At 68.7% G+C, this 15,262-nt stretch carries 11 protein-coding genes and 2 riboswitches; of the genes, 8 read left to right on the top strand and 3 right to left on the bottom strand.

Going from position 1 to position 15,262, the window contains the following annotated elements; all coding sequences use genetic code 11:
- Nucleotides 1-84 precede the first annotated feature (84 nt).
- From ACXRVZ_RS10380 to ACXRVZ_RS10350, 7 genes are all read left to right on the top strand, one after another.
- Nucleotides 85-3,327, top strand: coding sequence for an amidohydrolase family protein (locus tag ACXRVZ_RS10380; protein ID WP_458232391.1), 3,243 nt, complete (start codon nt 85-87; stop codon nt 3,325-3,327).
- Nucleotides 3,328-3,361: 34 nt separating this feature from the next.
- Nucleotides 3,362-3,459, top strand: a riboswitch (glycine riboswitch).
- Nucleotides 3,460-3,479: 20 nt separating this feature from the next.
- Nucleotides 3,480-3,593, top strand: a riboswitch (glycine riboswitch).
- A gap of 26 nt (nt 3,594-3,619) precedes the next feature.
- Nucleotides 3,620-4,732 (top strand): glycine cleavage system aminomethyltransferase GcvT, encoded by a 1,113-nt coding sequence (gene gcvT, locus ACXRVZ_RS10375; RefSeq protein ID WP_457424167.1) that lies wholly within the window; start codon nt 3,620-3,622, stop codon nt 4,730-4,732.
- Nucleotides 4,733-4,737: 5 nt separating this feature from the next.
- Entirely contained in the window at nt 4,738-5,112 is a 375-nt protein-coding gene (gcvH, locus tag ACXRVZ_RS10370; RefSeq protein WP_457424169.1) for a glycine cleavage system protein GcvH, read from the top strand.
- A gap of 20 nt (nt 5,113-5,132) precedes the next feature.
- A complete protein-coding gene (gcvP, locus tag ACXRVZ_RS10365) occupies nt 5,133-8,021 on the top strand; it encodes an aminomethyl-transferring glycine dehydrogenase (RefSeq protein WP_457424171.1) in 2,889 nt (962 codons plus the stop codon).
- 5 nt (nt 8,022-8,026) lie between these two features.
- Entirely contained in the window at nt 8,027-8,239 is a 213-nt protein-coding gene (locus ACXRVZ_RS10360; protein WP_457424173.1) for a hypothetical protein, read from the top strand.
- A gap of 20 nt (nt 8,240-8,259) precedes the next feature.
- Complete coding sequence (locus tag ACXRVZ_RS10355) at nt 8,260-9,648, top strand: L-serine ammonia-lyase (RefSeq protein WP_458232390.1); 1,389 nt, start codon at nt 8,260-8,262, stop codon at nt 9,646-9,648.
- A gap of 4 nt (nt 9,649-9,652) precedes the next feature.
- Nucleotides 9,653-10,432: an NRDE family protein gene (locus tag ACXRVZ_RS10350; protein ID WP_457424177.1), complete on the top strand. Its 780-nt coding sequence runs from the start codon at nt 9,653-9,655 to the stop codon at nt 10,430-10,432.
- A 1-nt stretch (nt 10,433) separates the two neighbouring features.
- On the opposite strand, the gene ACXRVZ_RS10345 is transcribed toward ACXRVZ_RS10350, so the two are convergent.
- Nucleotides 10,434-11,723, bottom strand: coding sequence for a glycoside hydrolase family 5 protein (locus ACXRVZ_RS10345; RefSeq protein WP_457424179.1), 1,290 nt, complete (start codon nt 11,721-11,723; stop codon nt 10,434-10,436).
- A gap of 111 nt (nt 11,724-11,834) precedes the next feature.
- Here ACXRVZ_RS10345 and ACXRVZ_RS10340 point away from each other — a divergent pair, with 111 nt between their 5' ends.
- Nucleotides 11,835-13,313, top strand: coding sequence for a hypothetical protein (locus tag ACXRVZ_RS10340; protein ID WP_458232389.1), 1,479 nt, complete (start codon nt 11,835-11,837; stop codon nt 13,311-13,313).
- Between the two features lie 235 nt (nt 13,314-13,548).
- Here the strand turns inward: ACXRVZ_RS10340 and ACXRVZ_RS10335 are convergent, their stop codons facing one another.
- Together ACXRVZ_RS10335 and ACXRVZ_RS10330 are read right to left on the bottom strand one after the other, a co-directional pair.
- Entirely contained in the window at nt 13,549-14,265 is a 717-nt protein-coding gene (locus ACXRVZ_RS10335; protein WP_458232388.1) for a DUF72 domain-containing protein, read from the bottom strand.
- A gap of 117 nt (nt 14,266-14,382) precedes the next feature.
- On the bottom strand, nt 14,383-15,261 hold the full coding sequence (locus ACXRVZ_RS10330; protein WP_457424185.1) for a 2-dehydropantoate 2-reductase: 879 nt from the start codon (nt 15,259-15,261) through the stop codon (nt 14,383-14,385).
- Nucleotide 15,262: the final 1 nt, after the last annotated feature.

The raw sequence follows: 15,262 nt of genomic DNA, 5'->3' as shown, positions 1-15,262 counted from the left end.
ACTCCCCGACCGGACGTGACGAACGGAAGAGCAACTCTTCCTTCGTTAGCATCGAAGGCTTTGGTTTCCCAAACGCCCTCCTCCATGCTCCGTCTGACCGCCGCCCCTGCCCTGCTGCTGGCCGCAGCCCTCGCCGCCAACGCGCAGGACGCGCCCAAGCCCGCTCCGTGGAACGTCAACGCGCCACCAGGCGTAGCCAAGACGGCCAGCATCGACGTGAAGACCGGCACCTGGCTGAGCGTGGACGTCAGCCCGGACGGCAAGACGATCCTCTTCGACCTGCTGGGTGATCTTTACGCCCTGCCCGTCGCCGGCGGCGAGGCGAAGGCGCTGACGCACTCCATTGCCTGGGAGCAGCAGGCCCGCTTCTCGCCCGACGGCAAGCAGATCGCCTTTCTCAGCGATGCCGGCGGCGGCGACAACCTGTGGGTCATGAATGTCGACGGCAGCGGYGCCCGCGCCGTGACGCAGGAGGACTTCCGCACGCTGAACAACCCGGCCTGGCACCCGAGCGGCAAATACCTGCTGGCGCGCAAGCACTACACCGGCACGCGCAGCGCGGGCTCGGGCGAGATCTGGCTCTTCCACGTCGACGGCGAGGCGGCCAAGAACAAGGGCGTGCAGCTCAACGAGAAGCCCAACTGGCAGAAGGACCTCGGCGAGCCGGCCATCTCGCCGGACGGCAAATTCCTCTACTACTCGCAGGACGCCACGCCCGGCCGGGTCTTTGAGTACAACAAGAACAGCAACGGCGAGATCTACAAGATCTACCGCCAGGATCTGACGGATGGATCCGTCGAGGCTTTTGTCCAGGGCGCTGGCGGCGCCGTGCGGCCCACGCCGTCGCCGGACGGGCGTTACCTGGCCTTCGTGCGCCGCGTGCGCAACCAGAGCACGCTGTTTCTGAAGGACCTGAGCACCGGCGTCGAGCGCCCGGCCTGGAGCGGGCTGTCGCGCGACCTCCAGGAGATCTGRGCGATGTGGGGCGTCTACCCCAGCTTCGCCTGGTTGCCCGGATCCAAGGAAATGGTTGTCTGGGCCGAGGGAAAGATCTGGCGCGTCGACCCGTTCAAGGGCACGGCCGCCGACATTCCCTTCCACGTGAAGGACACGCGCGAGCTGCGTGAGCCGATGCGTTTTGCGCAGAACGTCGCTCCGGACAAGTTCGCCGTGCACCAACTGCGCGGCGCCCAGGTCTCGCCGGACGGTCGGCGCGTCGTCTACTCGGCGCTGGGGTCGCTTTACGTCAAGGATCTGCCCGACGGCGCACCGCGCCGGCTGACGAAGCAGGACGAAGCCTTCGAGTTCGCACCGAGCTGGTCGCGCGACGGCAAGAGCCTGGTCTACGCGACCTGGCGTGACGACACGCAGGGCACGGTGCGGCGCCTGGACGTGGCGACGGGCAAGGATACGGCGCTCGTCAAGGAGCCCGGCAAATACCTGGAGCCGCGCCTGTCGCCGGACGGCAAACAGCTCGTCTACCGCAAGATCAAGGGCGGCGGCCTGACCAGCCCCTGGCACAGCCTGGAAACTGGCCTCTACCTCGCTGCTGCCGATGGCTCGGGCAAGGCCGAGCGCATCGCCAAGGAAGGCAGCGGCGCACAGTTCGGCGCCAGCAGTGACGAGGTCTTCTTCACGAAGACGAGCAGCCCCAGCGAGGTCGAGCAGCGCTTTGCGCTGACGCGCCTGAACCTGCGCGACCGCAGCGAGACCGAGGTCGCCCGCAGCGACGTGGCCAGCGAATACAGCGTCTCGCCCGACGGCCAGTGGCTGGGCTTCGTCGAGCGCTTCCACGCCTATGTGACGCCGCTGCCCAGCGTGCAGGGCCAGGCCGGCAGGACGCTCACCGTCGGCGCCAAGATGGACGCGCTGCCCGTGCGCCAGCTGGACGTGAACGCCGGCTCGGGCCTGCACTGGAGCGGTGACAGCAAGCGGCTGCACTTCACGCTGGGCGACGAGTTGTTCACGGCCAATGCCGAGGGCAAGGACAAGGCCACCGTGCAGAAGATCGGCTTCGAGCAGGCCAGCGACAAGCCCGGCGGCAAGATCGCGCTGACCGGTGCACGCATCGTCACGATGAAGGGCGATGAGGTCATCGAGGGCGGCACCGTCCTCGTCGACGGCAACCGCATCGTCGCGGTCGGCAAGGACATCGCCATCCCCGCCGACGCCAAGCGCATAGCCGCCGACGGCAAGACCATCGTGCCCGGCTTCATCGACGCGCACTGGCATGGCGCAATGAACGACGGCGGCCTCATCCCGCAGCAAAGCTGGATCAACCTCGCCTCGCTGGCCTTTGGCGTGACGACGCTGCACGACCCGTCCAACAACAGCGCGGCCATCTTCACGCAGGCCGAGATGCAGCGCGCCGGCCTCGTGCTGGGCCCGCGCATCTACTCGACGGGCACCATCCTCTACGGCGCCAAGACGCCCTACACGTCCAACATCAACAACCTGGACGACGCGCTGACCCACCTGAACCGCCAGAAGGCCGAAGGCGCCATCAGCGTGAAGAGCTACCAGCAGCCGCGCCGCGACCAGCGCCAGCAGCTGTTGGAAGCCGGGCGACGAACGGGAATGATGGTCGTGCCCGAGGGCGGCTCGCTGTTCCAGATGAACATGGGCATGGTGGTGGACGGCCACACGACCGTGGAGCATTCGCTGCCGCTCGCCGAGGTGTGGGACGACGTCAAGCAGCTATGGAGCCAGACGGCCGTGGGTTACACGCCGACGCTGAACGTCGGCTACGGCGGCCTGGACGGCGAGCATTACTGGTACGCCCGCACCGACGTCTGGAAGCACCCGCTGCTGAGCCGCTACGTGCCGCGCGCCGTGCTGGAACCGCGTGCCGTGCGCCGCGAAACCGCGCCCGAGGAGGATTTCAACGTGCTGCGCGTGGCCCGCACGGCGACGGCGCTGTCGCGCGCCGGCGTCAACACCTCCATCGGCGCCCACGGTCAGCGCGAGGGCCTGGGCGCGCACTGGGAGATGTGGATGTTCGTGCTGGGCGGCATGACGCCGCATGAGGCGCTGCGCACCGCCACCATCAACCCGGCGCGCAACTTCGGCTTCGACAAGGACCTGGGCTCCATCGAACCCGGCAAGCTGGCCGACCTGGTGGTGATCGACGGCAACCCGCTGGCCGACATCCGGCAGTCGGACCGCATCGCCCAGGTGATGCAGAACGGGCGGTTGTTTGACGCGATGACGATGAACCAGGTCGCACCGGTGGCCAAGGCGCGCAAGCCGCTGTTCTTCGATGGCACCGACGGCAAGACCATGCCCATCGACAGCGAGGCGCTGGAGTCCGGCCATCTGGGCGACTGAGCTCAGACCGACCGGCATCAGCGTGGCTAGAATGCCGGCTCTGTCAGGAGAGCGCTCCGGGATTTTTGGGAGCCGCCGAAGGCGCAGGGTTTAACCACTCGAACGCTCAGGCAAAAGGACTGACAAAACGCGACGGGTGGCTGACACTCGGCGCGTTCCTCACTGGAGAGAGGCTGGCACCAGGCCAGCCCACCGAAGGGGCAAGCTTGCGCGGGACTGCACACCGCCTTGTCAATCYCTCAGGTACCAGGGACAGCGAGGACATCCACACCCGAAATCCGTCGGAGCTCTGATGTCCTCTTTGCTGCAAACGCCTCTTCACGCCCTCCACGTCGAACTCGGCGCCAAGATGGTGCCCTTCGCCGGCTACGACATGCCGGTGCAATACCCCGCCGGCGTGATGGCCGAGCACAAGCACACGCGAGCGGCCGCCGGCCTGTTCGATGTGTCGCACATGGGCCAGGTGCGCCTGGTCGGCGCGGACGCCGCCGCGGCGCTGGAAACCCTGGTGCCGGTCGACATCGTCGACCTGGGCGTTTTCAAGCAGCGCTACGCCCTGTTCACGAACGAGCAGGGCGGCCTGCTGGACGACCTGATGGTCTGCAAGCGCCCCGACGACCTCTTCGTCGTCGTCAACGCCGGCTGCAAGGAGCAGGACATTGCTCACATGCAAAAGCACATCGGCGCGCGCTGCGAGGTCATCCCCGTGCCCGAGCGCGCGCTGCTCGCGCTGCAAGGCCCGCAGGCCGTGGACGTGCTGTCCCGCCTGAACCCCGAGGTTGCCAAGCTGACCTTCATGACCGGCGGCTTCTTCTCGCTCGACGGCATTGACACCTTCCTGACCCGCTCGGGCTACACCGGCGAGGACGGCTATGAGATCTCAGTGCACAACGATGACGCCGTCGCGCTTGCCCGCAAGCTGCTCGCCCACAGCGAAGTGAAGCCCATCGGCCTCGGCGCGCGCGACTCGCTGCGACTGGAAGCCGGGCTCTGCCTCTACGGCCATGACATCGACGCTCTCACCACGCCCGTCGAAGCCTCCATCACCTGGGCCATCCAGAAGGTACGCCGTGCCGGTGGCGCGCGTGCCGGCGGCTACCCGGGCGCGGCCGTCATCGACGAACAACTCGCCAACGGCGCGGCGCGCAAGCGCGTGGGCCTGGTCGGCAAGGAGCGCATGCCCGTGCGCGAGGGTGCCAAGATCGTTACGGTCGACGGCACCGAGATCGGCGTCGTCACCAGCGGCACGCTGGGCCCCACGGTCAACCAGCCGGTCGCCCTCGCCTACCTCGACAAGGCCCACACCGCCGTCGGCGCGCAAGTCTTCGCCATCGTGCGCGACAAGCGCACGCCGATGGTTGTTTCCGCTACCCCCTTCACCCCCAACCGCTACTACAGAGGCTGAACGCGATGAGCATCAAGTACACCCCCGACCACGAATGGCTTGACGTGCACGGCGACGGCACGGCCACCGTCGGCATCACCGTCCATGCGCAGGACGCGCTGGGCGACGTGGTCTTCGTGGACCTGCCCGAAGTGGGCAAGACCTACGCCGAGAAGGAAGTCGCCGGCGTCGTCGAGTCCGTCAAGGCCGCGGCCGACGTGTACATGCCTGTGGACGGCGAAGTCGTCGAAGTGAACGAAGCCCTGCGCGACGACCCGGCGCTCGCCAACAGCGACCCGCTCAAGGCCGGCTGGTTCTTCAAGGTCAAGCTGAGCAACCCCGCCCAGCTCGACGTGTTGATGGACTCGACCGCCTACGACGCCCTGCTCAAGACCCTGTAATTTCTCGAAGTAGACCTGCCATGCCGACGCCGCTTTCTCAACTCGAAGACGCCTCCGAATTCCACGCCCGCCACATCGGGCCGGATGCCGTCGATGAATCCCTGATGTGCGCCGCCGTCGGCGTGGCCAGCCGCACCGCGTTGATCGACGCGGTTGTGCCCGCATCCATCCGCCGCAGTGCCGGCATGAAGCTGCCCGCGCCCATCACCGAGGCGGGCGCGCTGGCCGAGCTGAAGGCGATTGCGAGCAAGAACAAGGTCTACAAGAGCTTCGTCGGCCAGGGCTACTACGGCACCCACACGCCGGGCGTCATCCTGCGCAACATCCTCGAGAACCCCGCGTGGTACACGGCCTACACGCCCTACCAGGCCGAGATCTCGCAGGGGCGCATGGAAGCCATCCTGAACTTCCAGACGATGGTGACCGACCTCACCGGCATGGACATCGCCAACGGTTCGATGCTGGACGAAGCCACCTCGGCCGCCGAGGCCGTGACGCTGGCCAAGCGCGGCGTGAAGAGCAAGAGCAACACGCTGATCGTCGCCGGCGATGTGCACCCGCAGACCATCGAGGTCATCCAGACGCGCTGCGCGCCGCTTGGGATCGACGTCAAGGTCGGCATGGCACCCACGCTGATGGCCGAGAACGACTACTTCGCCGTCGTCTGCCAATACCCCAGCACCGCCGGCCTCATCCACGACCTGAAGGCCTTTGCCGACCAGGCCCATGCCAAGAGCGCCGCCTTCATCGTCTGCACCGACCTGCTCGCGCTGACGATGCTGGTCTCACCCGGCGAGTTCGGTGCCGACATCGTCGCCGGCAACAGCCAGCGCTTCGGCATGCCCATGGGCGCCGGCGGCCCGCACGCCGCCTTCCTGGCCTGCAAGGACGAATTCAAGCGCTCGATGCCCGGTCGCCTCGTCGGCGTCTCCAAGGACGCGCAAGGCCACCCCGCCATGCGTCTGGCGTTGCAGACCCGCGAGCAGCACATCCGCCGCGAGAAGGCCACGTCCAACATCTGCACGGCGCAAGTGCTGCCGGCCGTCGTGGCCAGCATGTACGCCGTCTATCACGGCCCGCAAGGCCTGAAGCGCATCGCCGAGCGCGTGGCCAGCTACACGGCCATCCTGCATGCCGGCCTGACGCGTATGGGCGTGAAGGTGTTGACGCCGCATGTGTTTGACACGCTGCTGGTCGAGTGTGACGCCGCCGCCGTGACGGCCAAGGCCGTCGCTGCCCAGGCCAATCTGCGCAAGCACAGCGACAAGCACGTCAGCATCGCGCTGGACGAGACCACCTCGCGTGCCGACATCGAAGCCATCTGGAGCTGGCTCGCCCCCGCCGGTGCCACCGCGCCCAAGGTCGACGAATTCGCCGCCGGCGTGGACAGCCTGATCCCCACGCAGCTGCGCCGCAGCAGCGCGTTCCTGACCCACCCGGTCTTCAACACCCACCACAGCGAAACCGAGATGCTGCGCTACATCCGCAGCCTGTCGGACAAGGACCTGGCGCTGGACCGCAGCATGATTCCGCTGGGCTCGTGCACGATGAAGCTCAACGCCACGGCCGAGATGATCCCCATCACCTGGCCGGAGTTCGCGGGCGTCCACCCGTTCGCGCCGCAGGACCAGCTGGCCGGCTACACCGAGCTGGACCAACTGCTGCAGAACTGGCTGACCGAGTGCACCGGCTATGCCGGCATCAGCCTGCAGCCCAACGCCGGCTCGCAGGGCGAGTACGCGGGCCTGCTGGCCATCAAGGCCTGGCACGAGTCGCGTGGCGAAGCCCATCGCAACATCTGCCTGATCCCCGAGAGCGCCCACGGCACCAACCCGGCGTCGGCGCAGATGGTCGGCATGCAGGTCGTCGTCACCAAGTGCGACAAGGAAGGCAACATCGACCTCGTCGACCTGAAGGCCAAGTGCGAACAGTACGCCGCCAAGTTGGCCGCGATCATGATCACCTACCCCTCCACGTACGGCGTGTTCGACACGCATGTGAAGGAGATCTGCGCGATGGTGAAGGCCCACGGCGGCCGCGTCTACGTGGACGGCGCCAACATGAATGCGCTGGTCGGCATCGCGGCACCCGGTGAGTTCGGCGGCGACGTCAGCCACCTGAACCTGCACAAGACCTTCTGTATCCCGCACGGCGGCGGCGGCCCTGGCGTCGGCCCCGTGTGCGTGGTGGACGACCTCGTGCCCTTCCTGCCGGCGCACCGCACCGCCGGCCTCGGCAAGGCCAGCAACATCGGAGCCGTGAGCGCAGCCCCGCTTGGCAATGCGGCCGTGCTACCCATCTCGTGGATGTACATCCGCATGATGGGCGCCGAGGGTCTGAAGAAGGCGACCGAGGTCGCCATCCTGTCCGCCAATTACGTCGCGGCTCGCCTGTCGGACCACTACGACATCCACTTCAGCGGCGGCATTGACGGCGTGAAGGGCGGCGGCGTCGCCCACGAGTGCATCCTGGACCTGCGGCCGCTGAAGGAGACCTCCGGCGTCAGCGCCGAAGACGTCGCCAAGCGCCTGATCGACTATGGCTTCCACGCGCCGACCTTGAGCTTCCCCGTCGCCGGCACGCTGATGGTCGAGCCGACCGAGAGCGAATCCCGCGCCGAGCTGGATCGCTTCATCGACGCGATGATCCAGATCCGCCAGGAGATCGCCGATGTCGAGTCGGGCAAGGTCTCTCGCGAGGACAACCCCCTGGTCAACGCGCCGCACACGTCCATGGTCGTCAGTGCGACGGACTGGACCCACGCCTACAGCCGCGAAGCCGCTGCCTTCCCCCTGCCCAGCCTGCGCCGCCAGAAATACTGGTCGCCGGTGGGGCGAGTGGACAACGTGTGGGGCGACCGCAACCTGTTCTGCAGCTGCGTGCCGTTGAGCGAATACGAAGAGGTTTGAGATCGATGAGCGGCGTACCCTGGTTCGGCAAAGGAAGAACGGTGGCCCAGCTGATCGAGGAACTGCGCAGCTTTGAAGACCAAGGCTTGGAAGTCCGCATATCGATTGACGGAGGTGCGACCTCGCTTCCGGTCTCTCTGGCGGCAAAGGTGGACGGGCAATTTGCACTGCTCAAAAATTGTCAAAACGTTCCGACGCCGATTCGGCACGGCAACTAAACCTCCGCTGTTGGAATCTCATGGCCGTCTCCGTCTTCGACCTCTTCAAGATCGGCATAGGCCCGAGCAGCTCGCACACGGTCGGGCCGATGCGCGCCGCGCGGCTGTTCGGCCTGCGGCTGCAACACGACGGCCTGCTGGACGAGGTGGCTCGCGTGCAGGTCATCCTTTACGGCTCGCTGGGCGCCACCGGCAAGGGGCACGGCAGCGACAAGGCGGTGCTGCTGGGCCTGGCCGGGCATGAGCCGGACAGCGTCGACATCGAGGCCATCCCGGCCTTGATGGACGTGATCCGTGCCGGCGACCTGAATCTGGTCGGCCAGCACGCCGTCAAGTTCGACGAGGCCAAGGACCTCATCTTCAAGCGCCGCGAGACATTACCCTTCCACGCCAACGGCATGCGCTGCATCGCCTTCGACGCAGACGGTGCAGAGATCGCCAACCGTGTCTACTACTCCGTCGGCGGCGGCTTTGTCGTCAGCGACGAGGTGGCGGCCGATGGCAGCAAGCAGAAGGTGATCGCACCCGACACCACCGTCCTGCCCTACCCCTTCAACTCCGGCGACGAACTGCTGGTGCTGACGCAGCGCCACGGCATCTCCATCGCCGAGCTGATGCGCCGCAACGAGTGCCACTGGCGCAGCGAGGCCGAAATCGACGCCGGCCTGATGAAGATCTGGAGCGTCATGCAGGCCTGCGTCGCACGCGGCTGCAAGACCGAGGGCATCCTGCCCGGTGGCTTCAAGGTGAAGCGCCGCGCGGCGCAGCTGCACCGCGACCTGACCGCTAACCCCGAGGCCGCGCTGCGCGACCCGCTGCAGGTCATGGACTGGGTCAACCTCTACGCGCTGGCCGTCAACGAGGAGAACGCCGCCGGCGGCCGCGTCGTCACGGCGCCCACCAACGGCGCGGCGGGCATCGTGCCGGCGGTGCTGCACTACTACACGCGCTTCGTCCACCATGCCACCGACCGCGGCGTCGTCGACTTCCTGCTGACCGCCGCGGCCATCGGCATCCTCTACAAGGAGAACGCCTCCATCAGCGGCGCTGAGGTGGGCTGCCAGGGCGAGGTCGGCGTGGCCTGCTCGATGGCCGCCGGCGCGCTGTGCGCCGTCATGGGCGGCACGCCGGAGCAGGTCGAGAACGCGGCCGAGATCGGCATGGAGCACCACCTGGGCCTGACCTGCGACCCGGTCGGTGGCCTGGTTCAGATCCCCTGCATCGAGCGCAACGCCATCGCCTCGGTCAAGGCCATCAACGCGGCGCGCATGGCACTGCGCGGCGACGGCACGCACTTCGTCAGCCTCGACAAGGTCATCAAGACGATGCGCGACACGGGCGCCGACATGATGACCAAGTACAAGGAAACGGCGCGTGGCGGCCTCGCAGTGAATATCGTGGAATGTTGAGGCGATGTGCCTCGCMGCGTTCGCGCTGAACGCCCACCCGCGCTTTCCCCTCGTCATCGCCGCCAACCGCGACGAGTTCTTCGCCCGCGCGGCCGCGCCCATGGCCTGGTGGGCGGACCGGCCCGACATCCTCGCCGGCCGCGACCTGTCCGCCGGCGGCACCTGGTTCGGCCTGACGCGTGAAGGCCGGCTGGCGCTGCTGACCAATGTGCGCGAACCCGGCCGCCAGAACCCCGACGCGCCGTCGCGTGGCGCCCTGGTTGTGGACTGGCTCGACAGCCGCGACAGCGCACCCGCCTTCGCCCAACAGCTGGCCGGCGGCTACAACGGCTTCAACCTCATCACGGCCGATCTGCCGCGCAACGACTGGCACTGGATCAGCAACCGCTCGCCCGCGCCGGTCGAGCTTGGCGCCGGCATCCACACGCTGTCCAACGCCGCGCTGGACACGTCCTGGCCCAAGACCGTGGGCCTGCGCGACGCCATGGCCGAGGCGCTTGAACAGGCGGCCGATGCCGACGAGCTGACCCAGGGCCTTCTCGCCGCGCTGGCCGACCCCAGGCCCGCGGCCGATGCCGCCCTGCCTGATACCGGCGTCGGCCTCGAGCGCGAGCGCCTGCTGTCGCCGCGCTTCATCCGCATGCGCGATGTCGGCTATGGCACGCGCTGTTCGACGGTGCTGATCCGCGAGGCTGGCGGCGCGATGCGCGTCGTCGAGCGCAGCGTCACGTCAGTGGGCCGCTGGCTGGCCCCGGTGACCCACTCATTCGATAGCTGGCCCTGACTCAGCGCGTCGCGCACATGATGGCGTCCACGATCTCCGGCCTGGCCACCGCCAGCGTGCGGCGGTCGATGACACCCATGATGTCGGTGGACGTGGCGCTCCAGACCATGTTGCCGTTGTCCCACCAGAACGCCGGGATGCCGGCCTTGCGGGCGCCGCGCGCGAAGTAAGCCGCGTGCTTCACACGCTCGGCCAGGTTGTTCTTGTCCGTCGACGCCCACTCGCCCATGACGACCGGCGTGCCGTTCTGGATGAACTTGCTGTTCAGCCGCGTGAACATCTCGTCCAGCTCGGCCTGGCCGCTGAAGACCGAGCCGCCCTTCTGGTTGAGCGCGAAGTCATACGGCGAATAGGCGTGCACCGAGACGGCGATGTTCTTGTCCTTGGGCAGCACGAGGGCGTTGGTTTGCTCGGCCGTGGCCGTGGCAGCGTAGCCCGGCAGCATGACGAGCCGGCGCAGGTTGTTGCCGCCCGTCGCGCGGATGGCGTTCAGCGCCACCACGTTCAGGCGGTTCAACACGGCGTAGTACTCCGGCTTGCCCCACCAGTCGTCCACGCCGGCCACCGACACACGTGGCTCGTTCATCGTCTCGAAGACGACGCGGTGGTCGTACTTCTCGAAGCGCTGCGCGATCTGCGGCCACAGCTTGCCCAGCACATCGGCGGCACGCGCCTCGTTGCCCAGCGTCGGCGCTTCCCAGCCGCCGTTGTGGTGGATGTTGACGATGACCGTCATGCCGCTGGCCAGTGCATAGCCGGCGACCTCCTCGACGCGGTCCAGCCAGGGCTTGTGGATGGTCCAGCCGGTGCCGGAGACATGGTCGTCCCAGCTCACCGGCAGCCGCAGCGAGCTGAAGCCCGCCTTCTTGACGGCGTCAACGATGGCCTGCGTTGTGCGCGGGTTGCCCCAGTTCGTCTCGTCGGCCAGCGTGTCGGCGGTCTGGCCCGTGGCGTCCAGCGTGTTGCCCAGGTTCCAGCCGCTGCCCATCGCGGCGGTGATGTCGAAACCGGTGCGCATCTGGCAGGCCTTGCCGCCCTCCGTGCCCTGGCCGTCGCCGTCGGGGTCGGCGCTCAGGGAGGCGCAGAACGGCAGCGCGGTGCCGCTCTGGTTGGGCATCACGGTGGTCGGGTTGGTGCAGGTGGTGGTGGCTGGCGTGCTGGCGGTAACCGGGCCGGCACCGGCCGCCTCGGCCGCGCCGCCGCCGCAGGCGGTCACCAGCGCCACGGCCAGGGTCAGCGCCGCGCGGCCCAGTAGCGGTGCAGCAAGGGAGGCGGGAGAAAAGCGAATCATGGTCATCCGTGGGTGGGCATTCCTTGGCATTGGACAGCGTTGTCGGCGGTCACACATCGGCAATCGCCCTCTCACGGAGGCGGTGCCGGGCTGACACACAATGCGCCCGCAGTGACTGTCGTAGCCCTCCGCCGCCCGCCGCCCGACCCCCGCCAGCTGCAGCGCTGCCTGCTGCTGGCCGTGCTGCTGCACGTCTGGCTGGTGCTGATGTTCGGCAATGCCGCCGGCACGGCCGCACCGGGCGAGGGTGTCTGGGGCAGCCTGACCGTCAAGCTGCTCGGCAAGAGCGGCGGCGATGCCGGTGCGCCACCCGCTGAAACGGGCGAAGCCGGTGCTGGCGCCCCGCAGCGCCCGACCGGCCCCGCGCCCGGCGCCGCTGAGCTGGACCGCTTCAACCCGCAAGAGGTGCCGCCCGAGGCCGCCCGCACCGACGAGGCTTCACCCGCGCCGCCCAGCACCGCCACGCTGGACCTGCCCGAAGGCTTTCGCCCCATCGAGCGCCAGGACCTGAGCCCGGCCCCGCGCAGTACGCCGCAGCAGATGCCCACGCCCGAGCTGCCCTCGGCCACCCTCGACCGGCTGGAGGCCCGGCCCGAGGCTGCCGTGGCGCCGCTGCGGCCCGCCGCCAACCTGCGCACGGTCGCCCGTCCGGCCGATCTGCAGTCAGTGCCGCCCATGGCCAGCGACCTGCCCGCGCCCGTGAACCGGCTGGAGGYCGCACCCGCCACCCAGGCCACCGCCCCGCTGCCCCGCCCCGCCGACCTGCGCGTGCTGCCCGCCCCCATGGCCGCGCTCGCACCCGGCGCCGAACTGCCGGCGCCCGTGCACCGGCTCGAAGGGCCCGCCGCCGTGGGTGCTGCCACCCCCTTGCCCCGCCCGGCCGAGCTGCGCGCCACCACCACTGCAACGCCTTCGCTGACGGCCGCCACGCCGCTGCCGGCGCCGGTGCAGCGCCTCGAATCAACAACGGCCGACGGCGGCGCCGTCACGCCGCTGGCCCGTTCCAGCGAACTGCGCGCGACCACGCCGGCCGCCACCACGGCGGCGCTGCAGGGCGCCCAGGACCTGCCTGCCCCGGTGCGCCGCATGGAGTCGGCCGAAGGTGGCAGCACCGTCGCGCCGATGCAGCCCGCAGCCAATGCCCGCTCGGGTGCAGCCACGCCGGGTGGGGCGACGCTGTCCGAGCTGACGGGCACACTGCCCGGTCAGGTCAACGCACCGGCCGGCCCGGCGCGCGGTGACCCCACCGCCAACCCCTATGCCGCACCCAAGGCCTCGGCCGGTTCGCCGGACGCCGGCTCGCGCCTGGGGCCGGACCTGCCCGCGCCGCCTCTGCCGCCCACGGCCGCCGCCAGCACGCCGGCGCGCACGCCGCTGAACCTGTCGCTGCCGCGCGGCGACATGTCGGCCAAGCGCAGCACCGGCCTCATCGACCTCATCCCGCCGCCACCCGAGCGCAAGTCCAAGCTGGAGCAGGCGATGGAAGACGCCACCAACAAGGACTGCCGCAAGGCCTACAGCGGCGCCGGCATCCTCGCCATCGTGCCGCTGGCCGTGGACGCGGCGCGGGGCAAGGGTTGCAACTGGTAGCCTTGATCCGGCAGTCGACCGCTCGCCATTCATCGAAAGCCTCGTCGCCTCAACACCTGGGCAGCGTTGCGGCCTTCGCCACTTCGTTGGATAGCGCTGCACGCCCGCTGAGCCGGCACTTCGGGCCGCTGACCGCGTTGCTTCTCCTGGTGGGCATCAGCCCACTGCGTCGTCGCGCCTTGCCACCGACCCGCCTCGCCGGCTCCTCGGGCGCGCTCAACTGCCGGATCAAGGCTTACAGCAACTCGCGCAACTGAAGCGCATTGCCCAGCGCCGCGCCCGAGGCCGTGTTGTCGAAGACGCACCAGCGCGGGACGCCCTTGGGCAGCGACTTCAGCACGCTGGCCCGTTCCTGCAACCAGGCTTCGTCGTAGGGCGACCAGTACATCCTTGGCGAGCCGTGCCAGCGGAAGTAGACGACGGACGGATGTCCGCCCGGCTTCTCGGCGCCGGAAAATTTGGCGGGGTCGACCGCTGCGCGCGCCACCTCGCTGTCACGCATCAACCGCTCGGCCTCGGGCGTAAACCAGCTCGCATGCCGCGGCTCGCAGACGACCGCACCGCCGAAGGCCACATGCACGCTGTCGAAGAAGCGCCCCGCCACGCCCGCGTCAAACCGCAGTGACGGCGGCAACTGCACCAGCAGCACGGCCCATTTCCTGCCCAGCGCACCGGCCTCGCCGACAAAGCGCGCCAATGCCTCGTCGGCGCCTGTCAGCCGCGCCTCATGCGAGATCTGCTTCGGGCACTTGACCGCAAAGCGAAAGCCCTTCGGCGTGCTTGCAGCCCAACGTTCATAGGTCTGCGGCCGATGCGGGCGGTAGAAGGAGGAGTTGATCTCCACGCAGTTCAGTACGGCCGCATAAYGCTCCAGCTGCGAGCCTTCAACGGGGAAGGCGCCGGCATGCGCGGAGGGCAACGACCAGCCTGCCGTGCCGATGTAATTCGCCATGCCGCGAGACTAGGCCCGCGCCTGCCCGGGTCGCGTCGGACAAGGCCCCCGCAACGCGACGATGGCTTCCGACCCGCTCGTCGGACGGCGTCCGCCTTCTTCACATAGTGACGACGCTCAGCCAGCGTCAAGCAGGCTGGCCTCCAGCAGCGCAACGACCATCTCGTTGGTGGGCGTCGGGACGCCGTGCCTGCGGCCCAGCCGGACGATGACGCCATTGCGCGCCTCGATCTCCATCGACCGGCCGGCCAGCCGGTCCGCGTGCATCGAGTTGATGCCCGACGGGTTCTGGCGATAGCCGTCGACGATGCTGGCCGCGAGGCCATCGTCGAGCGCCGCGCCCTCGGCACGGCCCACGGCGATGACCTCGCGGATGACCCGTTCCATCAACGCCGCCACGCCGGCATGGCGCGCGATGACGGCGGGCTTCAGCAGCACCGCCGAGAAGGCGCCGGCGGCGTTGACGCAGAGCTTCTTCCAGATCTCCGTCTTGAAGTCGGGCGACTGCACAACGTCGATGTCCGTGTGCGCAAAGAGCTGCACGAAGCGCTCGCCCAGTTCACCCTGCGGCACGCGCATGCGGCCCTTGCGGTGCTGCGTGACGCGGCCGGGCGCGGTCCGCAGCGCGGGGATGTCCACCATCACCGGCAGCAATTGCCAGGGCGCGAAGCCGGCCGTGAAGTGTTCGAGATGCTCGACGCCGTTTTGCAGGATCGCGATGCACGCCGGGCCGCCGGCCAGCGGCGCCAGATTGGCCGCCACCGTGGCCGCGTCATAGGCCTTGGTTGCGACCAGCACCCACTCGCTGCCCTGCAGCGCCAACGCATCGTTCACGACACGCGGCGCCGCCTGCAGCGCACCGCCCGGCGTCTGCACCACGATGCCCGCCAAGGGCTTGCGCGCCAGCACGGTGAGGCGATGTGCGGCGCTCTGCGCCAGCCATGTGGCAACCGTGCAGCCAATGGCGCCAGGCCCGACGACAGCGATCTCCGCCATG

It is taken from the genome of Roseateles sp. P5_E8 (assembly GCF_054177665.1).
Note: the sequence above shows the minus strand (reverse complement) of the source record. Positions and strands in the feature narration are given on the sequence as shown.